The 24,250-nt window shown below is 39.8% G+C and carries 22 protein-coding genes; 11 read left to right on the forward strand and 11 right to left on the reverse strand.

The window, feature by feature from the left end:
• Window positions 1–170: 170 nt before the first annotated feature.
• The 3 genes from QNI15_RS18770 to QNI15_RS18780 all read right to left on the reverse strand — a co-directional run bounded on the left by QNI15_RS18770 (window position 171) and on the right by QNI15_RS18780 (window position 1,285).
• A complete protein-coding gene (locus tag QNI15_RS18770; protein WP_313983010.1) occupies window positions 171–470 on the reverse strand; it encodes a hypothetical protein in 300 nt (99 codons plus the stop codon).
• A gap of 237 nt (window positions 471–707) precedes the next feature.
• Complete coding sequence (locus tag QNI15_RS18775; RefSeq protein ID WP_313997535.1) at window positions 708–941, reverse strand: hypothetical protein; 234 nt, start codon at window positions 939–941, stop codon at window positions 708–710.
• Between the two features lie 59 nt (window positions 942–1,000).
• Complete coding sequence (locus tag QNI15_RS18780) at window positions 1,001–1,285, reverse strand: hypothetical protein (protein ID WP_313983014.1); 285 nt, start codon at window positions 1,283–1,285, stop codon at window positions 1,001–1,003.
• Window positions 1,286–1,582: 297 nt separating this feature from the next.
• Here QNI15_RS18780 and QNI15_RS18785 point away from each other — a divergent pair, with 297 nt between their 5' ends.
• Window positions 1,583–2,539: a sugar phosphate isomerase/epimerase family protein gene (locus QNI15_RS18785; protein WP_313997536.1), complete on the forward strand. Its 957-nt coding sequence runs from the start codon at window positions 1,583–1,585 to the stop codon at window positions 2,537–2,539.
• Window positions 2,540–2,614: 75 nt separating this feature from the next.
• Here the strand turns inward: QNI15_RS18785 and QNI15_RS18790 are convergent, their stop codons facing one another.
• The 5 genes from QNI15_RS18790 to QNI15_RS18810 form a co-directional block, all read right to left on the reverse strand.
• Window positions 2,615–4,393: a RagB/SusD family nutrient uptake outer membrane protein gene (locus QNI15_RS18790; RefSeq protein WP_313997538.1), complete on the reverse strand. Its 1,779-nt coding sequence runs from the start codon at window positions 4,391–4,393 to the stop codon at window positions 2,615–2,617.
• A gap of 21 nt (window positions 4,394–4,414) precedes the next feature.
• A complete protein-coding gene (locus tag QNI15_RS18795) occupies window positions 4,415–7,981 on the reverse strand; it encodes a TonB-dependent receptor (RefSeq protein WP_313997540.1) in 3,567 nt (1,188 codons plus the stop codon).
• 167 nt (window positions 7,982–8,148) lie between these two features.
• On the reverse strand, window positions 8,149–9,129 hold the full coding sequence (locus tag QNI15_RS18800; protein ID WP_313997543.1) for a FecR family protein: 981 nt from the start codon (window positions 9,127–9,129) through the stop codon (window positions 8,149–8,151).
• A 252-nt stretch (window positions 9,130–9,381) separates the two neighbouring features.
• Window positions 9,382–9,969 carry an RNA polymerase sigma factor gene (locus QNI15_RS18805; RefSeq protein WP_313983022.1) on the reverse strand — a complete coding sequence of 196 codons (588 nt, stop codon included), beginning with the start codon at window positions 9,967–9,969 and terminating at the stop codon, window positions 9,382–9,384.
• Window positions 9,970–10,368: 399 nt separating this feature from the next.
• Window positions 10,369–11,148, reverse strand: coding sequence for a tRNA1(Val) (adenine(37)-N6)-methyltransferase (locus QNI15_RS18810; protein ID WP_314032988.1), 780 nt, complete (start codon window positions 11,146–11,148; stop codon window positions 10,369–10,371).
• A 96-nt stretch (window positions 11,149–11,244) separates the two neighbouring features.
• Between QNI15_RS18810 and QNI15_RS18815 the strand changes: the two genes are divergently transcribed.
• The 3 genes from QNI15_RS18815 (at window position 11,245) to QNI15_RS18825 (ending at window position 14,580) form a co-directional block, all read left to right on the forward strand.
• Window positions 11,245–12,438 (forward strand): helix-turn-helix domain-containing protein, encoded by a 1,194-nt coding sequence (locus QNI15_RS18815; protein WP_314032990.1) that lies wholly within the window; start codon window positions 11,245–11,247, stop codon window positions 12,436–12,438.
• Between the two features lie 103 nt (window positions 12,439–12,541).
• A complete protein-coding gene (locus tag QNI15_RS18820) occupies window positions 12,542–13,768 on the forward strand; it encodes an acyltransferase family protein (protein WP_314032992.1) in 1,227 nt (408 codons plus the stop codon).
• A gap of 218 nt (window positions 13,769–13,986) precedes the next feature.
• Window positions 13,987–14,580 (forward strand): RNA polymerase sigma-70 factor, encoded by a 594-nt coding sequence (locus QNI15_RS18825; RefSeq protein ID WP_313983029.1) that lies wholly within the window; start codon window positions 13,987–13,989, stop codon window positions 14,578–14,580.
• On the opposite strand, the gene QNI15_RS18830 is transcribed toward QNI15_RS18825, so the two are convergent.
• Window positions 14,547–14,693 carry a hypothetical protein gene (locus tag QNI15_RS18830; RefSeq protein WP_313997553.1) on the reverse strand — a complete coding sequence of 49 codons (147 nt, stop codon included), beginning with the start codon at window positions 14,691–14,693 and terminating at the stop codon, window positions 14,547–14,549. The two genes, QNI15_RS18825 and QNI15_RS18830, sit on opposite strands and share 34 nt — an antisense overlap.
• Before the next feature lie 116 nt (window positions 14,694–14,809).
• On the opposite strand from QNI15_RS18830, the gene QNI15_RS18835 reads away from it, so the two are divergent.
• The 6 genes from QNI15_RS18835 (at window position 14,810) to QNI15_RS18860 (ending at window position 20,847) form a co-directional block, all read left to right on the forward strand.
• Window positions 14,810–15,871, forward strand: a complete 1,062-nt coding sequence (locus tag QNI15_RS18835; RefSeq protein WP_314032995.1) for a FecR family protein — start codon at window positions 14,810–14,812, stop codon at window positions 15,869–15,871.
• A 24-nt stretch (window positions 15,872–15,895) separates the two neighbouring features.
• A complete protein-coding gene (locus QNI15_RS18840; protein ID WP_314032997.1) occupies window positions 15,896–17,767 on the forward strand; it encodes a DUF4974 domain-containing protein in 1,872 nt (623 codons plus the stop codon).
• Window positions 17,768–17,814: 47 nt separating this feature from the next.
• Complete coding sequence (locus tag QNI15_RS18845; protein WP_314032999.1) at window positions 17,815–18,315, forward strand: DUF2147 domain-containing protein; 501 nt, start codon at window positions 17,815–17,817, stop codon at window positions 18,313–18,315.
• Window positions 18,316–18,361: 46 nt separating this feature from the next.
• Window positions 18,362–19,234: a sterol desaturase family protein gene (locus tag QNI15_RS18850; protein ID WP_314033001.1), complete on the forward strand. Its 873-nt coding sequence runs from the start codon at window positions 18,362–18,364 to the stop codon at window positions 19,232–19,234.
• Window positions 19,235–19,271: 37 nt separating this feature from the next.
• Complete coding sequence (locus QNI15_RS18855; RefSeq protein WP_313983037.1) at window positions 19,272–19,997, forward strand: head GIN domain-containing protein; 726 nt, start codon at window positions 19,272–19,274, stop codon at window positions 19,995–19,997.
• A 118-nt stretch (window positions 19,998–20,115) separates the two neighbouring features.
• Window positions 20,116–20,847 (forward strand): head GIN domain-containing protein, encoded by a 732-nt coding sequence (locus tag QNI15_RS18860; protein WP_313997565.1) that lies wholly within the window; start codon window positions 20,116–20,118, stop codon window positions 20,845–20,847.
• 43 nt (window positions 20,848–20,890) lie between these two features.
• On the opposite strand, the gene QNI15_RS18865 is transcribed toward QNI15_RS18860, so the two are convergent.
• Window positions 20,891–22,375, reverse strand: coding sequence for a M28 family peptidase (locus tag QNI15_RS18865; RefSeq protein ID WP_314033002.1), 1,485 nt, complete (start codon window positions 22,373–22,375; stop codon window positions 20,891–20,893).
• A 165-nt stretch (window positions 22,376–22,540) separates the two neighbouring features.
• On the opposite strand from QNI15_RS18865, the gene QNI15_RS18870 reads away from it, so the two are divergent.
• Window positions 22,541–23,542, forward strand: coding sequence for a cation diffusion facilitator family transporter (locus QNI15_RS18870; RefSeq protein WP_313983043.1), 1,002 nt, complete (start codon window positions 22,541–22,543; stop codon window positions 23,540–23,542).
• A 68-nt stretch (window positions 23,543–23,610) separates the two neighbouring features.
• Here QNI15_RS18870 and QNI15_RS18875 read toward each other — a convergent pair whose 3' ends face one another.
• The gene (locus QNI15_RS18875) at window positions 23,611–24,117 is read right to left on the reverse strand and encodes a hypothetical protein (protein WP_313997570.1); all 507 of its coding nucleotides are present in this window, start codon (window positions 24,115–24,117) and stop codon (window positions 23,611–23,613) included.
• Between the last annotated feature and the right edge of the window lie 133 nt (window positions 24,118–24,250).

A 24,250-nucleotide genomic window follows, 5' to 3' on the forward strand; every position in this document is an offset into this window, starting at 1 on the left:
TTATAGACGTGCAAAATCTATACCAAATTTTAATAGTTAATGGCGGTTGTATGAAAAGGTAACCTGTTTTCACAGGAAGAAAAATAGTATTTTTGATTCTATAACGTAAGATGTAGAGATGTATTATGCTGATAGACAGAGAAAGTGATAATTTTGCTTTGTATAAATTCTTATAAAGTTGGTTGTGTGCCTTGTATGGCAGCCCAGGATGATAGCGGAAAAGAAACAGCAAATACACGAATAACTTCAATCTTGGGCGATGTAGTCAGATTTTGCATCTGAATAATATCGTGTAGGTCTTTTAACGCCTTTTTGGGAGTCAGGGTTTCCTTATCATGCCAAAGAGTTTTGTTGGGAAGATAATAAACTGTATTATCAGAAATAAACTGGTCTTTGTATCCTTTCTTTTTTAGTTCCTGCTTAACGATTTTATTATCTGAACTGATGTCGTAAGTTAGTAAGATTCCCATTGTTTTGTATTGGTTGCGATTTTGATTGTCATTGCTATAGATTACAGAGAAACGGTTTGTATTCCCCCTAAAAAAATATGCCTGTATAAAAAAAAGAGCAAATAAGAATATCTGCTCTTTTTTAATTACTCTATGTTTTAATTTACGATTACTATATGTACGTAAATAAGTCTACAACTGGATTTTTACTTAACTGAATCTGGGAAAAAAAATCCAAAATTTTATTGTAACGACTTGTTACTGACGGGAACTATCCGGATGATTATTGAGGTCGTTTTCCGGAGTCTGTGCATCTGGAGAATGTCCATGTTTATGGTCTCGCCAGTGATGACGTTTGTGCGAATCTTCATAACAATGATGGGGGTGATTATGCCATCTGTGCCAGTGAGCTGGACCTACAAATGCTCGTAATGTCCCGAATGTAAGGGCTGCGGCAGTAAAGGCAATCAGAAATCTTGTGCTTCGTTTCATAGTTATATATCTTTATTTTATGTGAATAGAAATTTTGCTCTGTCAGAGGTCATATTCCTTTATAAACTTTCTGCGGGTTTGCTACGATAAAATCCGCAACGATCCTGAGAACGTTGTTTAAAAGCTGTATATTCTTCCTCACTCATACTCCGAATGCGATCCGTAAAATGGGTAAAGGATCTGCGATGCCCATGTGGTCCAAACCGTCTGCGTGCAAAGATCCGGAAAAGTGCTCCGATGATCACAATGAACACTACAATGCGTAGTAAAAAGAACGGCATAAAAAAGAGTGCAGCTCCAAACAAGGCACCAAACAAAATGGATTTAAAAATTTGTGCAGTCATTTTCTTAGTTGTTTAGAAATAGATAAATAGGGTTTATATAAGAGAAGACGTAGCACACAGAAGGATTACTTTAAAAAAGGATAACTATTTTTGACTCCTCTATCTACTAGAAGTTTATGAAATGAGGGAGACGGTCAGAGAGGTAAAATTGCGTGAAGGAGATAAGGTATAAAATAAACATAAAAGTGAATCCAATTTGTACATGTATTAATTCAAATAGTCCTATATTTAAGTCGGAATCTACTACATAAGTAAATCCCTTTCCTATTCTTTCCGCTTATTAACTATTTACCACTTATGTCACTACATCGTCGTGATTTTCTGAAGCAGTTGGGACAAGCCTCGGCTGCGGCTGCTTTCTTACCTGTATTAGGTGATGCATTGGCTGCATCTCCAAAAAAGATGTTTTTTGAGATATCTCTGGCAGAATGGTCATTGCATAAAGCAATTTTTGGAAAACAACTTTCTAACCTGGATTTTCCCGTTAAAGCAAAAAAAGACTTTGGAATTACTATCGTTGAGTATGTAAATACCTGTTTCTTTGATGGTACACATACATTTAAGGAAAATGCTACCAATCAGACGTATCTGAAGGAGCTACTGATGCGTTGCAAAGACAATGGTGTACGTAATCACCTGATTATGTGTGATGCGGAAGGTAATTTGGGAGATTTGGATGATGCTAAACGGAAACAGGCTGTTGAAAATCACTACAAATGGGTAGAAGCTGCTAAATTTCTGGGTTGCGCCACTATTCGTGTGAATGCTGCTGGCGAAGGTACTGCTGATGAAGTAGCCAAAGCCGCTACAGATGGATTGGGACGGCTATCAGAGTTTGCGGCTAAGTCTAAAATCAATGTAATTGTTGAAAATCACGGGGGCTATTCTTCAGATGGACAATGGTTATCTAAAGTGATGAAGGCTGTTAATATGAAGAACTGTGGTACATTACCTGACTTTGGCAATTTCTGTTTGAAATGGCAGGCTAATCATGCTGGATGTGACGAATCGTATGACCGTTACAAAGGAACAGAAGAGTTGATGCCTTTTGCCAAAGGTGTAAGTGCCAAGACGTATAACTTTGATGAGAAGGGAAATGAGAAAGATATGGATTATGCAAAATTGCTCAAAATTGTGAAACAAGCAGGTTTTAAAGGTATTGTGGGGATTGAATATGAAGGTAGTACATTAACTGAGGAGGAAGGGATCCGCAAAACAAAAGCTTTGCTGGAAAGAGTAGGGGGAATAGTGTAATTATGATAGTGATACAATAAAGCCTCTATATCTAGTAGATATAGAGGCTTTTATTTGTTTCTGGTTACTCGGAACTTAATTGTATCCCGGATTCTGTTTTAATAACGGTGTTCCATTCACCACACTCAAGTCAATTTGATATTGAGGAATAGGAAAGTAGTTGTTTTTGCCATTAACATATTTTCCTCCTGACAGGTCTGTTGTTATTTTTGATTCATAACTAAAATAGTTTGTGAGAGACTGCCCGGCCTGGCCCCATCTGACCAGATCAAAAAAGCGATGTCCCTCCATAGCAAGCTCAATACCACGCTCATAGTAAATGGCTTGTAAAACATCTTCTTTACCTTTCCCTGCTAACGTTCCTGTTGGATAGGGTTTTACTTGATAATTAGCTGCTGGTGTAGTGGAATAACCTGTTAGTGGATTTTCATCATCGATATAGGTATATAACCAGCCCGTTTTATCAGCAGCCCGGGTCCTTATTCTATTTACATATTCTTCCGCTTTAACCAAGCTTCCAGCATTTGCTTCAGCTTCGGCAGCCATCAATAACACATCTGCAAAACGGATAATCAGTACGTTAATCGCATTTCCGGGTGCCCATGAGCTCAAATCGGCATACAAATCCTGTGTCTTTTGACGATGAACATTCTTTTTAGGGGCATAAGGCCCGGCAAATGCCTGATCACGTACCCAATCCTTACCTGGAAACAAGCCCCAATCGTGATACGGAATTCCCCTGCGTCCGATTGTCCAGTCTATCCGTGGATCTAGAGGGCCTGCATCTGGCGTAAAGGGTGTAGAAGAAGATAGATTCATGTCATTTTTGATAGGATGACTATCATAATCAGTCAGATAAGGTAACCCGGTTCCATCTGTACGGTACATATTGGCAAGCATTTGTGAGGGCTGAAAAAAACCGCAACAGCTGAATGGTGCTCCTTCTCCATAAGGAAAGTTAAGCATTCCTCCCTGGTTGGCATTGGTAATGTCGAGTGTGCCATCATTCGCTACCATCTGAATGGCAAAAACAGATTCTGCATTATTTTTGGTAGCCGCATCAAAGTTATCTTTAAAGGGTACAAGATCATATTTGAGTCCATTGGTGGTAACACCATTGGTGATGACATCTGTAAACACAGTCACTGCATCCGCAAATTTTTGCTCATAGAGGTAGGTTTTACCCAAATACGCACCCGCGGCCCATTTATTCGCACGTCCCACAAGTGTTTGTGTTTCAGGTAAGTTCTCGTATGCAAATTTGAAGTCTGCCTCAATCATAGGCCATATGTCTTTGTCATTTGGCTGGTTAAAGTCCGTTGTAGATTCGTCGATCCAAGGCACCATATTCCACATTTTCTTGAGTTCAAAGTAATAGTGACCTCTTAAAAATCGGGCTTGTGCTTCGGTGTTGACTTTTTCCGGATCAGGTAAATCTTTTACCTGTGGCAATATTCTCAGTACCGCATTGGAGCGGGAAACACCTTCATACAAAGCCTTCCATTTGGTATTGAAAAAGCCATTATCTCCACCTGTTGCAAAAGTTGCAATGGCAGTAATGGGTGTTTGGTCTCCTCCATCACTCCCTTTATGAGCTTCACCTCCCGTAATGGAGCCATAAATCCAGTTATCAGGGGCAGATTCCCATCCATTCCCTCCTGTAAAGTCTCCCTGTCCATCCAGTACGGCATACGCCCCTGTCAAAAGCTCATCAATTCCTTTGGCATTGGCCAGTACCTGATCACCTAACGCTCCCTGAGCTGGCTTATCTAAAAAGTTATCTTTACAACCTGGCAGGAAGGCCAGACTACTCACGAATGAAAGAGCAACAATATATTTAATTATTTTTTTCATATGTAGGTTCTTCAGCGGTGATCAAAAAGTAAGATTAAGTCCAACTGTATACTGTTTGGCAGACGGGTAAGATCCTTCATCAAGACCAAATACTATTGGGCTACCATTGGTGTTGCGGCTCACTTCCGGATCAAGACCAGAGTACTTGGTTAGGGTGAATAAATTGGTCGCCTGTACATAAAAGCGCAACTGCTGTATCCGCAACTTGGTCAGCAATGTAGGGGTGAGAGTATATCCTAATTGTATATTTTTGGCCCGCAGATACGACCCATTCTCTACAAAATAAGAATTAGGGACGCTGATCGTGCTAAAAGAACTTGCGTTTTCCTGAATAGGAGCTTTTGCATTATGATTTTCAGGTGTCCAGGAATTATATAAGGCTGTTTTACTTTTGGCTCCTGGACGGGAGGAGTTAAAATCGGTCCACCATAAAGTCTGATTCCATATCTGGTTGCCCTGCACTCCATAAAAAAACGTGCTCAGGTCCCATTGCTTATACGTAAATGCCAGGTTAAGACCATAACTAAAATCCGGGTTGGGGTTTCCAAGCATCTGGCGATCAGCTGCAGTGATCTGGCCATCTCCGTTATTGTCAGCATATTTGAAACGTCCCGGTGCAGTACCTTCCTGATACACAGCATTGGGGTTACCGGTTTTTTGGGCAGCTTCTGCATTGGCAGCTGTAATTTCCTCATTAGAGTTCCAGAATCCAATCACTTTATATCCATAAAACTGACCAATAGAATTGCCAACCTGGTTATGTACAATGAATGACCCGTCAAAATCGCGACTTTCTACATCGAAATAATTGGCAGAGTTACTTACTTTGATGATCTTATTGTTGTAACTGGTAAATGTTAGTGTTGTCCTTAATTTCAGATCCTGACCTATGTTAAAGATGGAATTGATTTGTAAGTCAATGCCCTTGTTTTTCATTTGTCCTATATTGACAAAAGGGACTGTACCTCCACCTGCCGTACCAATTAGAGGGGGATTAAAGAGCAGATCTTTGATGTCCTTTATATAATAGTCTGCAATTATGTCTAAGCGGCCATTAAAAAAAGAAGCATCAATGCCAATATTTGTACTAATGTCTTTTTCCCAAATGGCATTAGGGTTGCCTATCTGGTTTTTCTCAAAACCTTCGTATGCACCACTACCGCTGGTGCCAGCAAGGTCATAGTAAGAGCTTCTAAGATTGGGACTATAGGTAGTAAAGGCATTTCCGGTTTTAACATTAATCTGATTACCCATTACACCATAATTGGCACGTAATTTTAACTCATCAACCCAGGCAATGCTAGCCATAAAGTTTTCTTTGGAAATCCGCCAGCCTGCACTTACAGCAGGAAAATAACCATATCGTTGGTTGATAAACTTGGAAGAACCATCACGTCTCAAAATGGCACCCAACAGATATTTGTCATTATAGATGTAATCTACACGACTGAAAAGTGAATACAGCGCATCCAGTGAACGGCTGCTGTAGCTGCTTCGCGTTCCAGAACCATTACCCAGATTTACATAATTGGGGTCAAAAGAGAAATAGCCTTGTGTGCTGCCTCCAACTTCCCATGATTTGGAATTATAGGCTTCTGTACCCGCCACAACGGTCAATTCGTGCTTTCCAAATAGTTTGTGGAAGGTTAATAAGTTGGTCCATGTCCAGTTAAATCCACTATAAGAGCCTTCCGAATAGGTATTGGTAGGTGTATTTTCTTTGTTTTCGTAGGTTGGGAAAGCAAAAGAATTCCATCTTCCTGAATAGCTCTCTCCCCCAAAGCTGGTGCGTAGTGTAAAGTTTTTTAACACATCAGCTTCGGCGAAGACATTTCCAAACAAACGATTGTCAAGACCTTTGTCATAGCGGGTTCTGTCTCGTATTGCTACCGGATTAAAGGCATCTCCCATGCCGGTAGCCCGACTTCCGGCATAATTCCCCATGATGTCATATACAGGTACAATGGGTTGCATTCGGAAGGAAAAGCCAATAGCTGAACCCGCATCGGAAGTGGAGGATTTGGGGTTGTCGGTGATCGTATATACCAGGTTTTCTCCAATTCGAATGTGTTTGCCAAAGTTGTATTGACTGTTGGAACGAATTGTGTAGCGCTTTAGGTAGGTATTGGTCAGAGCTCCCTGCTGATTGAAGTAATTTAAAGAAAATAAATAATTTCCCTGTTCACTCCCACCACTAAGTGAAATATTGTGACTAGTAGAGGGTGCTGGTTTAAAAATCTCATGAAACCAGTCTGTACCACTCTTGTTGGCTTTTACAATCTGGTTAAATGTATTAAGGTCATTTGGTGAGGTATAATTGGGGTTAACATAATACAGGTCAGGGTTTGTACGGGGATCGCCTTCTTTTGTACCTGTTGGTAGAATGTAGTCAGGTAGCACCGGACTTGGTCCGTCACCATACTGATCGTCGCCGACAGTTAAGCCGGAATTCTTTTGCACCTGAAATTTTAACTGCGCCTGTTCTTGCGGGTTCAATGTATTCCAGATATTACCTTTGGGTGGTGTCTGTATACCAAACCAGGCACTATACACTATTTTTACCTTATCTTTGCCTTTTTTAGTAGTGATAATAACAACCCCGTTGGCCGCGCGTGAACCATATATAGAAGCAGATCCGGCATCTTTCAGTACTTGCATACTGGCTATGTCATTGGTATTCAAGTCCGCAATAGAGGTAGTTGGAACCCCATCCACCACATAGAGTGGGTTGTTATTGCCGAATGTATTCAGTCCCCGAATGCGTACCTGAGGAGCATCACCCGGTTGTCCTGACGTAACTACGGTTACACCAGAAGCTCGACCTTGTAATTGATTGGTTACCTGTCCATCTGTACTTTGTTTCAGTTGATCTACGTCTACCACCGATACTGCACCAATCAAGTCTTTTTTGCGTTGAGCCCCATAACCCGTTACTACTACTTCTGTAAGTGTGGAAATATCTGGCTGTAACTGCAAATCGATAGTGGTGCGTGTGCCTACCATCACTTCTTCTGCCAGAAAGCCAATGAAACTGTAAATCAGTATTGTTTCGCTTCCTTCTACCTCAATACTATAGCTTCCGTCACTATTGGTTAGCGTACCTTGGGTGGTACCTTTGACACGAACGGAAACAGAGGGTAGAGGTTCTCCTTTATCATCGGTAACTTTTCCTTTTACTGTCCAGCCCACTCTTTGTAATGGCTGTGGTTCATCTGTTTCTAGCCTCTGTTCTTCTTTCAGTTTTTCAGTTACCCCAATCAAATTGCCTTCACGATGAAATTGAAGAGTAGTTTGCTTTTCGATCATTTGCAGGATATCCGCAAGGGGCAAGCGATTTGCATACAGTGTGATTGGGGGAGAATTCCGTACCAGCTTTTCATCAAAAGCAAATGTAACGCCAGTTTGTTGTTCAATAGCTTTGAAAACCATCCGTACCCGGCTTGCTCTTATATCCATCGTGACATGCTGAGCACTGGAGGGATCTGCCATTAAGAAAGTACTACTTAGTAAGCTCACGCCCAGAATTAATGTAGAAATGCGCATACATTTTTTGAACAAGGGAATGCCCTTATGGTAATAATTTGCCATATTTGTCTAAGGTTTAATACGTAGTTGTTAAACTGGTTCCTGTCTGCTATTGATGGTTCGAAGCATTGGATAACAGTAGGAAAGTATATACCGGGGACATTTGCCGTGTTCCCGGAATTTTTGAGCCCGCTCTCCTTGAAAACCGACTCGTTTGGTTTTATTTTCCTTTATTTGATGACTATTGTTGTATCATTTACTTGTGAATAATTGAATTTTTTGGAAAAGCTGAGTACTTTCAATACATCTTCCATAGGCTGATTATCAAGAGTTATTGTTATTTTTTCAGTGAGCAAGTCTGGGTTTTTAATTAAAATATGTTGTTTGTATTTTCTTTCAAGTGCAAAAAAAACTTCAGGCAAAGTCTCGTCCTCAAATACCAGTCGGTTCTCTTTCCAGGGGGCTATGGCAGGCTTACTGATGGGCACTACTTGCATGTGATCAGTATTGTGGACTAGTACTACCTGCTCTGCAGGAAGTACTATTTGTGCTGGCTTTTCGGGATTTTTACGTAATTGCACACCTACTTTTCCAGTCCGGACACTCACTTTTATTGTAGCGTCTTTTTCATATGCTTTCACATCAAAGCTGGTTCCAAAGACGGTAATATCCAGTGTTTTAGCATGAACAATAAATGGTTTGTCTGTCCTATGGGCAATATCAAAGAATGCTTGGCCTTCCAGTAAAACAACTTCCCGGGTTTTGCCTGCAAACGAATCAGGATAACTAAGTTTGGACCCTGCATTGAGCCAGATAGTAGAACCATCCGATAATTTGAGCTTTTGTGTTTGAGCAAGTGGGACTTGTATGATCTTAGTTTTAGATTTTACTCGAGGAGTAGTCTGTTGTGAAAACCAGAATATGATCACAACACAAGCAGCCGCAATACCTGACCAAAGAGAAAGCTTTCTGATAGACTGCACAGACAGTCGCTTTACCCGAGGATGGGTGTCTGTTCCCATTCCTGCTGTTTTTAGTTTGGTGTGAATGCGCTGTTTTAATTCATCACTTGTTTGATTCAGAAATACTTCAGACTCCTCTGCTTCACTAGTTTCATGATCATACCATGCATGCAATACCTGCTTTTCTTGTTCTGTGGCTGTCCCATTCAGGAACTTTTGTGCGAGTTGTTGAATGTATTCTTCTGTCATAAAGGATAGGGTATTGCCCTTTTTCACTTCTAGAGTAGAAATAGAATGAAAACCCCTTAGTCAGAAATTCAAAAAAATACTATTTTTTTGAATGATTGGATGTGTTAGCGGCGAATGTTGTTGATAGTGAGTGTATTAGTGTGTCTTGAAACCAATGGTTTGTATTCTGGAACAGATACTAAATTAGTAAAACCAACCTTGGGAATTGGATCTTGTCTAACGATGAAATTTTGAAATCGTAGAAAGGAAATTTTATGAGAAGAGCAGTAAGAGCATAAGTTGTAGGAGCATATGCATGGCATTACTAAGATTGATTCGTATCACCTTTAATGCTTTGGTCAAGTGTGCTTCAGCTGTTTTTTGGGAAATTTTCATCTCTTCGCAAACATCAGACAAGGGCTTGTCCTGTAGTTTGTTGTATTGAAACACAAGCCGACATTTTTCGGGAAGTTGATTGGTGAGTTTGGTAATGATTTCAAGTAATAGTTTGTTTTCTATCTCTTCTTCTATAGATACAGACTTAGGCTCAGTATGTTGAATGAGACTTTGGGTTTGTTCCGCTTGTTTCGATTTGGCTAAATATCGATAGACTTCATAACGGAGCATCGCCGCCAGATAGGGCTTTAATGATTGAATGTCTAGTGTTTGTCTTTTGGTCCAGACAAGCATGAATGTGTCCTGGGTGATTTCCTCCGCAACTTGAGTTGATTTAACCATTCGATAGGCTGCATAGAAAAGTTTATCCCAATAACGGTTGTAAATTTCATCAAATGCGCCTTCTATTCCATTTTTCATTAAAATAGTAAGCTCATCATCCGAAAGATTTTTCAGGTTGATCATGCTTGATAGGCATTAGGCAGAGTGGAGAATTTTTTACCAAATATAGAATAATTTCCAAAAACAACAAGTTGGTTTTTATAGAGAAATGCAATAGTAAATATTGATTTATTGGTATGATATGGTATTTTGTATTATAAAAATAGTAAATTGCAGTATACTGTAGTATAAAAGATATAGGTGAGATTAAAAAGTTCGTTGTAAAGCTGCAACTTAATACAAAATGTATTTTTTAGAAACGTTTATTATTTCTGGATATTACTCTTACTATTCTTCTGTCATCCTTCCAGAATAAAAGGATTAATATCCAGTATAACCGCTACACTATTTGTATCATTTGCCCTCTTGATCCCTCTACCAAGTAGATGCATTCATTTCGTCAAACTTGGGAATGGATACTATTTATAGATTTAGATAGTAAGGTTTGAGTAGCTGTATAAAATCATCCGTATAAGTACCATCTACAGAAGTCTTTATATACAGAGTCTTTGTTTGTGGAGTAGACTCCTTTGTAAAGGAAAAACTATTTATAGTTCGGATTTGCTTGCCTTCTATATAATCAAATAGCTGTAACTCTTCGTATTTATACAAACCATAATCAAAACAATTCTTTTCAAGCTGGCTACTTTCATAAGGGGGTAGTAGTGTAATGAAGCGACCTGTTGAGGCAAGTAATGTTGACACGACCTGAGCTAGTTCCGGTAATTGAAGCGCTTCTCCATGCATAGCTACATTCTGTGTGCTATGTTTTCGCTTTAGGTGATTGCTGAAGAAGGGGGGATTACAGACAATCAGGTCATAGGGTAAAAGTGTTGTCTGACTAAACTGTATAATATCCTGTTGTATTACTTTTATCTGATGGCTCCAGGGGCTATTTTTTACATTCTCGTTTGCTTGTTGGGCAGCTGCTTCGTCAATTTCAACTGCATCGATTGTACTATCGGTACGTTGTGCCAGCATCAGTGCCAGTAAGCCTGTGCCTGTGCCAATGTCCAATATGCGGGTTGCCGTTTCTACAGCAGTATAGGCACCCAGCACACAGGAATCCGTACACACCTTCATTGCACACTGATCCTGATTAATACGAAATTGTTTAAATTGAAAGAAAGAGTTTTTGCCCATCGAATGCTGTAGTTTCTGCAAAAGTATGATAAAATGCGGTAGTTCCCGACTGCTTATCATAGTTGCCTATATGTAAATCCATGAATAGATATTGAGTCAATGCCAGAAGATTTGTGTATTTTACAGCAACTTTGTATAGACTATGCGATCTTTTGTATGAACGTCACTATCGATTTCTGGGCGATTGTCAATTTGTTGGGTGTAATTCAGGGACTTCTATTGTCGGTTGTTTTTTTTGCAACCAATCAGGGAAATAAGAGAGCCAATAGATTACTCGGATTATTAGTATTAACAGGCGTATTCACAACCTTTGAGATATTTGCTTCCTATACAGGATTAGTTGCCTATTTTCCTGCTGCCATCAATACCACAGAGTTTTTGGATTTCGTAATGGGGCCATTAATCTATTGGTATACGCTGGCATTGATAAAGCCTGACTTTACCTGGAAAGGGCAATGGGTGCACGTGATTCCTGCTGTTGTATTTCTGACACTCCGCATGCCCTATATGCTGCAAAGTAGTGAGTTTAAATTACAGGATGTAAATGAAGTCTACCATCGTATCCCTTTTAATCCTATCCATTGCAAGCCTATACTCTGGTTTCCCAAATACCATTTTGGCGGATTCTGGATGGACCTTATGGTAAGTCCCAGTAAACTTTTATACCAGGGATGGGCATTGTATATGATTTATCGTTTTGCCAGAGAAAGAAACGAATCCTTCTGGACTATCTCCAATTTGTATCTGAAACGATTTAGTCGTTTGATTATATTTATTGGTGTCGTTCATATCATTGTGGGTGTTATCTCTCTAATCTCAGTAGATGATCTGGGAGATATTTATATTGCAGATATTGCTTCACTCAGTTATTACTTTATCAGTTTCTGGGTCATCCAAGATTCACGAATGTTTGCTGCGCAAAGTTTGATTCATGAAGGAGAGAAGAGAAAATATGAGAAGTCGAGTCTGGATGATAAAGAAACTCCTGTACTTGTACAAAAACTCCTGTCCTTTATGGTAACAGAACGACCTTATCTGAATGGTGATCTGACATTAAATGAACTGGCTGATAAATTAAAGCTTTCTACACATCACCTTTCACAACTGGTCAATGAACAGATTGGAAAGAACTTCTCTGATTTTATAAATGAATATCGGGTAGAAGAATTGAAGAAGCGTTTGCAAGACCCAGCCAGTATGCATATTAAGATTGAAGAACTAGCCTTTGAGAGCGGCTTCAATTCCAAATCCGTTTTTAATACGGCCTTTAAAAAAATGACAGGCCTAACCCCATCCCAGTTCCGAAAATCTACCTCACCGATCAACGATACCTCCGAAAAAGTGGCTTAAAACGTTCGTTCCGATAATTCCGAACGCCTGAATTATCGGAATTGTCTTCTGTTGCATAGGGTCCGTCTAGTTTTGTGTAATCATTCACTACTACAAAAATCGCATGGAAACACTTGCAAAAACATCAACACGGCAATATGGACTAGACTGGGTCCGGGTTAGTGCTTTTTCACTTCTTATCTTTTATCATACAGGAATGTTCTTTGTTACCTGGGATTTCCACTTTAAGAATCCAGACACTAGCAAAAGCATGGAACTGTGGATGTTGTTTATGAATCAATGGCGACTCCCTTTGTTATTTCTGATTTCAGGCGCAGGAGTAAGCTTTGCATTGAAAAAACGAAGTGGCTGGCAATTTACCAAAGAACGCTTTGTACGTCTTTTTATTCCTATAGTATTTGGTATGCTGGTTGTTGTGCCTCCGCAGATTTATATGGAGCGGTTGTATAAACATGAGTTTACAGGTTCGTATCTGGATTTTTATCCTTCTGTATTTAATTTTGTTCCTTATCCAGAAGGAGGCAGTCTTAGCTGGCATCATCTATGGTTTATTGTCTACCTGTTTTTCTATTGTCTGATTGGACTACCTTTATTTTTATACCTGCGCAAACCAGATGGTCAACGGCTGATGGCGAAAGTTACTTCGTTTGTCCAAAAATATCCATTGAGCCTTTTTCTATTAGCAGTTCCTATTGAGGTGTATTACATTACTCTCTATCCAAAATTTGAGATTACACATGGATTGACAGATGATTGGTTTAATCATGCTTTTTCCTTTACGATGTTTGTATATGGATATATTCTGGCTTTACAACCTGCTTTACTGGAGTCTATCAAAAACATTCGTAAAGTCTCTCTGATTGGTGGTATTGTGTCTTTTCTGACTATGCTGGTCTTTGTATTTATGCCTTACCGGGACTATATAACTTTCATACCTAAATTCCCTATTGAACCATACGATGCATCCTTTCTGGTTTATTTTACTTTGAAGAGTTTTAACTTATGGTTCTGGATACTAGCTATTATAGGATATGCATTACATTCTCTGAATTTTTCAAACCGGTTTTTGACCTATGCCAATGAGGCTGTTTATCCTTTCTATATTCTGCATCAGACTGTGATGTTAATTATTGGGTATTATATCATTCAATGGAATATGAGTGTAATACCTAAGTTCTTTCTGATTGCAGTAGGTATGTTTGTAATTACTGCGTTGATTTATGAGTTTGGTATAAGACGCTGGAAATTGACCAGAGTTCTATTTGGATTGAAACCCCAGCGTGAGAAACTGGTAAAAGCTGTTTCTTCTGCAAACCTTACCAATGCCTGACTGATTGTTGGCAATAAAGAGGCATAAGTAATGTAATAAATACAGCTACATTCTTCATTTTTATGTAGTCAGGGATAAAAGTGTTAAAAGAGTTTAACCTTTTATCCCTTTGAATGCCCGTTTGTTACAACTTCTTTGTTAAAAAAGCTGAAAAAATAAATATTAGCGGCAGATTCAAAATATTCCTCCTATTTTTGCAGAAACCATGCTAACCTAACTTGGAAACTACGCCAGATATATCACCAAAGTCTCTTTCTGAGGAAGAAGCTACCTGGCTTCACCTCTGGCAAACAGACCAATCGAAGTTTATGGAAGTGGTTTTTAAGCGTTTTTATGTTCCTCTGGGCCGTACAGTGAACCGCATGTTGAATGACCAGGATGCTACAGAAGACATTGTTCAGGAAGTTTTTATCAAGATCTGGAACAATAGGGAAAACCTTCAGTTTAACTTCTCTATCAAGGCATACCTGTACCGCTCTGCCATTAATTCAGCCTTGAATTATCTGGAAAAAAGTAAGAAGACTGTGACATTAGAATCAGATTCTATGCCAGAGCCTTCTCATTCGGATGTGGAAGAAACGTTTAATCTAAAGGAAGTGGAAACACACATCCAGGATGCCCTTAACAACCTTCCCCCTGCCTGTAAGGCTATTTTTGTTTTAAGCCGTTATGAAGACATGAGTTACCGTGAAATTGCGGAATCTTTGCAGCTTTCACCTAAGACCATCGAAAACCAGATGGGTAAAGCCCTCAAACTTATGAGGGACTACCTGAGTATTTATGTCCGGAATATGATGGTACTGTTGTTTTGACTACAAGCTTCATATTCAGGCTCTGCTCCTAACTTAGTAAAGCAAGCGTAAAATATAAAGGCACTTCCCATGGCAATTACTGCCCAGGCAATCTTGGTTGATGTTAATTTCATGAATGTGTTAGTTAAGTGATAGAGTGAATATAAAAAATATTTTATTTTTTTTTCAAAATCGTATAGGGGTACTTTAGGGGTATGCCTGTCTTAGTTATAGAAAGTCACAAAAATCCATGGATGAGAGGAACGAAAGATATTGGGAGCTGGTAGCCAGATATCTGAAAGATGAAATTTCAGAAGAGGAAAAAACTGCCCTGTTTGAATGGGTTGAGCAGGAACCCGAGAACAAGGAGGTATTTTTCAGAGCATCTCATTTGTGGCAGTTAACTGGTAAGGCTCGCGACGCTTTTCAGCCGAATGTGGATAATGCCTGGCAGCGTTTGCAAAAGACAATGAATGAGTCTCAAACGGTAAAGGAAGAAACCGTACAAAAGGAAGCTAAAACACTTCCTCTTACTAGCAAACCAGAAACAAAAATCTTTTCACTATGGATGCGGGTAGCTGCCGTATTCCTGGTGCTGATAGGAATTGGGTATGGAATGTATATAGTCAATTCTTCTAAAGAAGTTCAGGTAATAGCAAAGTCTGCTGATAATGAGAAGAAAGACTTCTATCTACCAGATGGCAGTCACGTTTTTCTGAACAGATATAGTAGTATTAGCTATGAAAAAGAATTAAAGGGTGACCAACGGGTTATTCATCTCAAGGGAGAAGCTTTTTTTGATGTTAAACGCAACCCTAAACGACCTTTTGTCATTTATACTTCACAGTCGCGGGTAGAAGTATTGGGCACTTCATTTACAGTGCGGGAAGACACAGCAAAGCAAATCACAGAGGTGGATGTAGTAACCGGAAAAGTGGCTTTCTCCAGTCTCAAGCCTGCTGATACAACACGATTGTATCTGAGACCTGGATTCAGAGGGATTCTTAACACCAAACAAGGATTGTCCACTGCCCGAATAGAAGACCTGAATTTTCGGGCCTGGCAGGTAGATAAGCTGGTCTTTGATAATACAAGACTTTCATCGGTGGTACCAGCCATGGAAGCTTATTTTGGTGTGACAATTGAAGTACAAAACCCTCAGTTGTGGAACTGCCGCTATACAGGAGATTTCGAGAAACCTGCTCTTGAAAATATTCTTAAAGTGCTGGCGGAAGCAACGAACCTGCAATATAGATACGAGAAGCAATCTGACCGCTATGTTCTCTTCGGCGGTGGATGTATGGAAAATTAACGGTTTTATAATACTATTTTGAAAATGAGACAATTAATTATAATTGCCCTGCTATTCTTTTGCCTGAATATTGCAGGAGCACAAACCACAATATTGGAGAAAAAAGTGAATCTGGAGTTGAAGGATCAAACACTGGAGCAAGCACTGAAACTATTGAAACAACGATATGGATTCCATTTTTCCTATTCAAATAGTCAGATCCAACTGGACAGAAAGATAAATATCTCTGTAAAGAACCAACCTTTAAGATCTGTACTGGATCAGTTATTGAAAGATGCCTCTATAAAATATAAAGTTGTGGGAGATCATATTGTTTTAAGCAGTGATCCCACTAAGCAAACCGAGGATTTATCCGGTAAACGGCCCGTATATCCACCTGTATCCCGTATTCAAATTAGTACACCTCCTGTAGCATCTGTCACAACAGTAGCACCGGTTCGGGAAATCAAGATGGAACCTATACCTGTACCACAAACTGATTATAAGGCAGAGCGGAGACGTAGAAACCAGGAAGCACTGAAAGAAGTATCAGATAAAGTAAGCGATGCAGCCCGGAAAGTGGCAGATAAAACAACTCAGGCCGCAAAAAATATTGATAAAAATTTACAGAAGCTGACTAAAGACGCTAATATACCTCCTCCGTCCAATATACCACTAGATGGGTCTGTGAGAGTGGAAAATGCGGAAGGGGCCGGAAACGACACACTTAATACAAAAGACTCGGTTGCTTCAGCCAACAAAAAAGAAGAAATAACTCAGGATTCTGTGATGACTAAAACAGATAGTACAGAAACAGATTCAGAAGAGTTAGAACATCGTCCATTCCAGATTTCGTTTGTGTATCCTCTTAGTACCAACGGCGCTCAAGGGTACAAATATGTGAACAAAGTCTCTTTTAACATACTCTCAGGCTATGCAGGTGGACTAGAAGGGGTTGAGTTTGGTGGAATTGCCAACCTTGAGAAATCCTATGTGAAAGGTGTTCAGTTTGCAGGCATTACTAATATTGTAGGTGGGGCAGTAACAGGTGCACAGTTTGCCGGAATTACGAATATTGTGAAAGAGCCTGTAGAAGGAGTCCAGTTTGCCGGTATTGCCAATGTGACAAAAGGAAGTGTGACTAAGGGGGGACAGTTTGCTGGATTTATTAATGTATCAAAAGGATCTGTCTCCTCGATGCAGGCTGCCGGTTTTATCAATGTGGCTCAAGGCGATATACATGGCGCACAGGCTGCCGGATTCGCCAATGTTATCAAAGGAGATGCCAGAGGACCCCAAATCGCCGGATTTACAAATGTGGCTAGAAATCTTCATGGTGCACAGATTGGTGGATTTCTGAATGTGGCACGTAAAGTACATGGCGTGCAGATAGGTTTTATCAATATTGCAGATAGTGTAGACGGAGTGCAAATAGGATTTTTGAATATTGCCAAGCATGGGTACTATAGAGTAGAAGTTTGGGGCAGTGAAACCATGTATGCCAACGCAGCTTTTAAAATGGGGACCCGTCAACTGCACAGTATCTTTGCAGTTGGATACAGATCCGAAGGAAGTAAAAACTACATTGCGTATGGTTATGGTATGGGTACAGAAATAACTGCCAGCAATCGTCTGGCATTAAACCTGGATTTGATAGCATGGCAGATAAACGAAGGTAGTACCTGGACTGATGAATTAAATATGCTGAATCAGTTTCGTGCCAATATGAGTTTTCGGGTAGGTAGAAGAACACAAATCTTTGCCGGACCTACCTTTAATGTATATGTTTCGAGGTTATACGATGCGGAGAAGGAACGCTATGGCATTCCACTCACTCCCTGGAAAGTATATGATGAAACACACGGTAATACCAATGTTGTAATGTGGCCAGGCTTTAACGTTGGTATTCGTTTCTAGCACAACACCTTTACACTCAATACAAACACTTACTTACAACTACAACTATGAAGGCTTTAATTATCCTTGGCTGGCTACTGCTTTGCCCGATTTTTTCGGCAGGAGCCCAAAATACTCATCTAAAAGGCCAGCCTGTCACACGTGTAGCCAACACGTCCTACTCAGAAAAAAATGCAGATGCTATTCTGGGAGAATGGTTGGATGAGAAAAAAACGGTTCGAATACAGGTATACAAAAAATGCAATACCTACAATGCACGTATTGTCTGGCTGAAAGACGAGAGCATTGCCCGATTAGGTTCTCATGTATTGGAAGGACTGCTCTATACACAAAAAAACAGCTGGGAAGAAGGCCGGATCTTTTATCCCAGAACCAATAGCTGGTATGACTGCCGCTGCACACTCCACAACCCTTCCATAATGAAAGTACGGGTGTATATTGGTACTCCACTGCTGGGCAAAACAATCGAGTTTAACCGCATAGAAAGCCCAGCAAAGGAAACCATTCCTACTGAGACTCATTCCACCCGGATTATGGCTTCACACTGATTTTGCTACTACAACTTACAACTAACACTGTTACACTTCTACAACTATGAGACTTCTGAGCATTCCGGTTCATCCATCGGCCTTGCCGCCTATTGTATTGTATGCCGCACCTATGATCTTTGCATTGGTAGCACTTGAGTGGGGGCTTAGTATCAAAGAAAACAGAGAGTTATACAACAAGAAAGATTTCTGGACTTCTCTAGCTATCGGAATCGGTAATTTAGGATCTAGTGCTTTAACGAAAGTAGCTTTATTCGCTTTCTTTTTATTTGTATATAACTGGATACCCTGGCACATTCCTGCCACAGCCTGGTCATTGGTAACTTGTCTGGTTACTTTTGACTTTTGCAGCTACTGGGCACATCGGATCGCCCATGAACAACGATTTTGGTGGGCTACACACGTAACGCATCACTCAGCTGAAAGCTTTAACCTGGCGGTATCGTTCCGACAATCATGGGTGCAGCAACTGAAACTGGTATTTTTTGTACCTGTGTTGGTTTGTGGTTTTCATCCTGCAATCTTCTATCTAACCAGTCAGGTTTCCTTATTGTATCAGTTCTGGACACATGCGGGTATGGTAGGCAAGCTACATCCCCTGATTGAATATGTGCTTGTAACTCCTTCCCATCATCGGGTACATCATGGCAAAAACCCTCGCTACATTGATAAAAACTATGGTGCCTGCCTGATTATCTGGGACCGCCTGTTTGGAACATTTCAGATAGAAGACGAAGAGCCTGAATATGGTATTACCCATCCAGTAGAATCTTCAAATCCTGTATACCTGGTATTTCATGAATATATCAGTCTGTACCAGGACCTTCGCAAGGCACAATCACTAAAAGAAGCCTGGGTGTATCTTTTTGGCCGTCCTGGAGCTGTTTATCAGAAAGACAAAGAAAAAGAAACTCATTGAGTTAACACATTAAATACGCAATTTATCCATTTCAACTATGAAAACGAAGTCTTTAATTTATAGCATTTGCTTGTTCGTCTTACTGTCATTCACTGCTTGTGAACCATGGGAAGTTGTAAGAGGTAGTGGAGCTGTTATCACAGAAACCCGATCTGTTGGAACATTTAATCAAATAGATGTAAGCAGCGATATTGAAGTATATCTGACACAGGGACCTGGACAACCATTACATGTAGAAGGACAAGACAACATTCTAAATGTACTGGAAACTTATGTCAGAAACAATAAGCTGGTTATTCAATATCAGCGTGGTGTCACTGTACGATCACATGAGCCTGTACGTATTTATATTACTACTCCTCAACTGGAAGAAATACATGTTAGTGGATCTGCCTATGTGGAAGGTATGACTAACTGGACTGTCAATGATTTTGATTTGTCGGTATCTGGCTCAGGAAAAATGGAAATGACACTACTGGATGCAGATGAAGTAGAAACAGATATCTCTGGTTCCGGTAATATTTATTTACAAGGAGATTGTAGAGAGCATGATATTGAGATATCAGGTTCTGGGGATGTACATGCTTTTGATCTAATCAGTAAAGATGCGAATGTACATATAAGCGGAAGCGGGAATTGTGAACTAACTGTACAAAGCCAGCTGGAAGCACATATCAGTGGAAGTGGAACTGTCCGATATAAAGGCCATCCAACTATCCGAACAAATATTTCCGGATCTGGAAAAGTAATCAATGCAGAGTAATAGGTCTTTTAGAAAATAATCCTGAACAGAATGCAACCTGCTCAGGATTATTTGTATCTAATAACCAGAATTACAACTCAATCAAAAAGATATGAACCATTCATTTAATGATTATACTATGAAAACGCTACATCTGATAGTTTTGTTTATTTGTTCATCTGTTGGATTTGCTTACGCGCAAAATAGTTTACTTGGAGTAAAAGGAGAAGGCCCCGTAATTACCCAAAATCGTTCAACTCAGGCCTTTGATGCTATTGATGTGTCAAATGATGCCGATGTTTATATTACACAAGGCTCTTCTCCGTCTATACGGGTTGAAGGGCAGCAGAATATTCTTGATGTTCTTAAGACAGAAGTAGAGGGAAAAAGATTGAAGATTCACTATGGACGGATCAATGTTCGTAAACACGAGCCAGTGAAGGTGTATGTTACTACTGCAATGCTGACATCCGTACATATCTCTGGCTCTTCTTCTGTCAAAAGTGAATCTGTATGGGATTTGCGGCATGAAGATTTTGAGAGCAAAATATCCGGTTCCGGGAACATGCAACTGAAGATTCGTGAGGCAGATCAGGTAAAATCATCTATCTCGGGTTCTGGTAATATGACACTGGGAGGTAACTGTAATGCCCTTGATGTACATATTTCTGGTTCAGGAAATGCAAATGCATTTGACTTAGTAGCAGGAAATGTAGATGCTTCTATCACTGGTAGTGGAAACTGTAGAGTAAATGTTCAGGAAAGTCTGAAAGTGCACACAAGTGGCAGTGGAGATGTCCGATACAAAGGTAATCCTAAATCAATAAACAAACGTTCTACAGGCTCAGGTGGAGTAACAAAAGAAAGTTAAACAGGAGGATTCAAACCTCCTGTTCTTATATAAGTGAAAATGCTTATTTATAAAGTTGTGTACCTGCATCAAAGTATTTATCTCCTGTTTTCCAAAATGGACGTGCCGGAGCATTGCCTATCATACGACAGGAGTAAACATAGGCAGAGAAGAATTTGTACAGATAGTTATAATCCAGTGTACTGGGTTCGTCAGAAGCCTGATGATAGAATTTGGTAACGTCTCCACTAAAAGAAGTAAAGCCCATACTAAAAGTAGGAGCAGGAATCCCTTTCTTGGCAAAGTTTACGTTATCTGAACGGTCAAACAACCCCTGCTCAGGTGCCGGATCATCGGTAGCCTTCAGTCCATATGTCTCACATGCTTTTTTTATGAATCCCTCTGCTGTGGTACGTCCCAGACCAATAATTGTGGCAATTGATGTATCATTATAACCAGCATTGTCACTGTTAAAGCAGTATACAATCTTATTCAGTTCCAGCGGTGAATGTTCCACAAACCATCTGCTTCCCAGTAAGCCTTTTTCTTCACCTGTGAAAAGAATAAATAAGGCAGATCTTTTGGTTGGATATTTCGCGAGGTTTTCAGCTGCTGAGAGAACAGTTACAGAGCCAACTGCATTATCACGAGCACCATTGTAAATGGTATCGCCTTTTTCGTTGGGATTGCCCACACCGATATGGTCATAGTGGGCAGAGTAGGCAATGTATTCGTTCTTTAATTTAGCATCCGTTCCTTCTACATACCCCACAATATTATAGGTGTTAAACTTTTTCTCTGCGATGCCGCTGATTTTGATCTGTACTTTGGCTTTTTTACTATCTGTCCAGTAAACGGCTTCTTTACCTTCCGGATCATGCAGCCAGATATGTGTAAGTGATGGTTTTGCCTTAGTAGTGGATTCATCCAACTCAACAGAGCCTCCTTTGAAATAACTTGTTAATAGTTTCCATGGCAGTTGTTGATTGGCATATAGTTCTATAATTCCCACAGCTCCTTTTTCTGTTGCTCTTTTGGCTTTCTCCTGTCTGGCAGACATCCATGCCCGGGGATTGGTTTGTTGAGGCAGACCTGCTTTTACAATAATAACTTTGCCTTTTACATCCGCACTTTTAAAATCTTCTTCTGTTCCATAGTTCAGAAAGATACCTTCTGCATCTAAAGAAACATTCTCTCCATCCAGTTTCAGCGTACTTTCTTTAAGTAGGAAAGTAGTATTGTTGTAGGCAACAGTTACTTCACTAGGAGCAGATACTGTGCGCATAGCTACTGGCTGTAGATAATCCGGATAGGCTGGAAGAGGTTTCACTCCATAACTTTGTAGCTGTGTCGTCAGATAGCGGGCTGCAATGAGTTGTTCAGGAGAAGGCGTTTGCCGTCCCTTGAGTTCGTCTGACGCCAGAAAATAAATATGGGATTCTATCTTTGCCTTATTGACTGTAGCATCTGTGATTTTTTTGTCATCTTTCTGAGCAAATACCGCAGAAGTTAGAAGTGTAGTTGCTGCAAGCAGGAAAAGTTTCTTCATTTGTACTATGGTTTTAGTTTTTACAAAAGTAAAAAAATAAGAAAGCCAACAAAGAATCTTATGAATAGAAGAGAACTTTACCTGCTAAACGGGTGTTGAGACAAACTGTTTCTTTTGCATGGAAGATTATTATGCAAAAGAATTTCAGGAGAATATTGAATATATATGACCGAAGCTAAAGAAAATCTTAATTATCAAAAGATTATAGCCATTGTTGGGGTTGTACTATTTGCATTTAAAATAGTTGCCTGGTATTTGACTAACTCAGTAGCTATTCTTACAGATGCGCTGGAGAGTACCATCAATGTAATCAGTGGATTCATTGGATTGTATAGCTTATATATTTCAGCACAACCGCGGGATCGGAATCATCCATATGGACATGGGAAGATAGAGTTTATATCAGCAGCTGTTGAAGGAACTTTGATTTTTGTGGCAGGACTTGTCATTATCTATGAGGCTATTATTAATCTCACAGAACCTCATCCGGTAGGGAAGCTGGATTATGGTATATTGCTGGTTAGTATTACTGCATTAGTTAATTATGGAGTGGGGTATGTGGCTGTTCAGAGAGGAAAGAAGAATAATTCGCTGGCTTTAATAGCCAGTGGAAAGCATTTGCAGTCAGATACCTATTCTACCATTGGTATTGTAGTTGGACTGATTTTGTTATACCTAACCAGGCTAGCCTGGTTAGATAGTGTTGTTGCACTGGTGTTTGCCGGATTAATTTTGTATACAGGGTATAAGATTATCAGAGGGTCACTGGCGGGTATAATGGATGAAGCTGATGAGGAATTGCTAAACAAGGTAGTTGCCCTGTTACAAAAATCCCGTAGAGAAAACTGGATTGATATGCACAATCTCCGTATCATTAAATATGGAAGCCGGCTGCATCTGGATTGCCATCTTACTGTACCCTGGTATCTTACTGTACTGGAGGCTCATAAAGAAGTAGCTGCATTGGAGAAACTGGTTAGAGATAACTTCGGTGAAAGTGTCGAGATGTTTGTACATATGGATGCATGTGAAGACTTTTCATGTAGTATCTGTACAAAAGATGATTGCCAGGTACGCAAACATTCTTTTGAAAATCGTTTCGAATGGACGTTGGAGAACATTCTTCGAAATCAAAAACATAATGTAGAGACTGCCCGGGCAAAATAAGCTCTTTTCATGAAAAGGCATACAGGCTCAGAAGATTAAGAAAAACGCTTTTGAGCCTGAAGGTCGGTTCAATCGACATGCCAGCTACCGATTGTTTCTTTACTGTTTCTTTGCTGAATAAGTAAACCTATAAGATTTTCATTGACTATTTTCTTACCGGTTTCTGACAATTCATCCGGTGTTTGTTTGACAAAGCCAACTTTCTCCCCTCCATCTTCATAGTAAAAGATAAGTGGTTCAAATTCATGTGATTTTCCGTTCTCCTGTAATGTAAAAGAGGTAGTGGACCTGCCTGGAACCGATACCTGAATAGATACATTTATGGATGTTAATCGATTGTTTTCAAACACCATATCATGATAGGTAACCTGAATACCTCTGTCTTTCAATTTTTTGGCAATGGTTGTTAATGTCTCATGAGAGATTTGTGGCTTAATAACGAAATAGATACTATCAGGTTTAAATCGTTCTTTTAACGATTGTCCTACTGCAAAAAGTACTGCTATAAAGAACACTATAAGTAGGCCAGGCAACAGTTGACCTTTACTTTTTTGAGTGCTGGTAGTTGTAGTCATAATTCAGACAGTTTATTCAGTGTAAACTTCCTGTTTCTGCAACAGGATATATTCTATTTGAATAGCAATAATGGATTGATATATAACTGATTATTGTATATCTTCGCACTGCTCTGGTATAGTAGTTTCGATA

It is taken from the genome of Xanthocytophaga flava, assembly GCF_030068545.1.
GTDB lineage: Bacteria > Bacteroidota > Bacteroidia > Cytophagales > 172606-1 > Xanthocytophaga > Xanthocytophaga flava.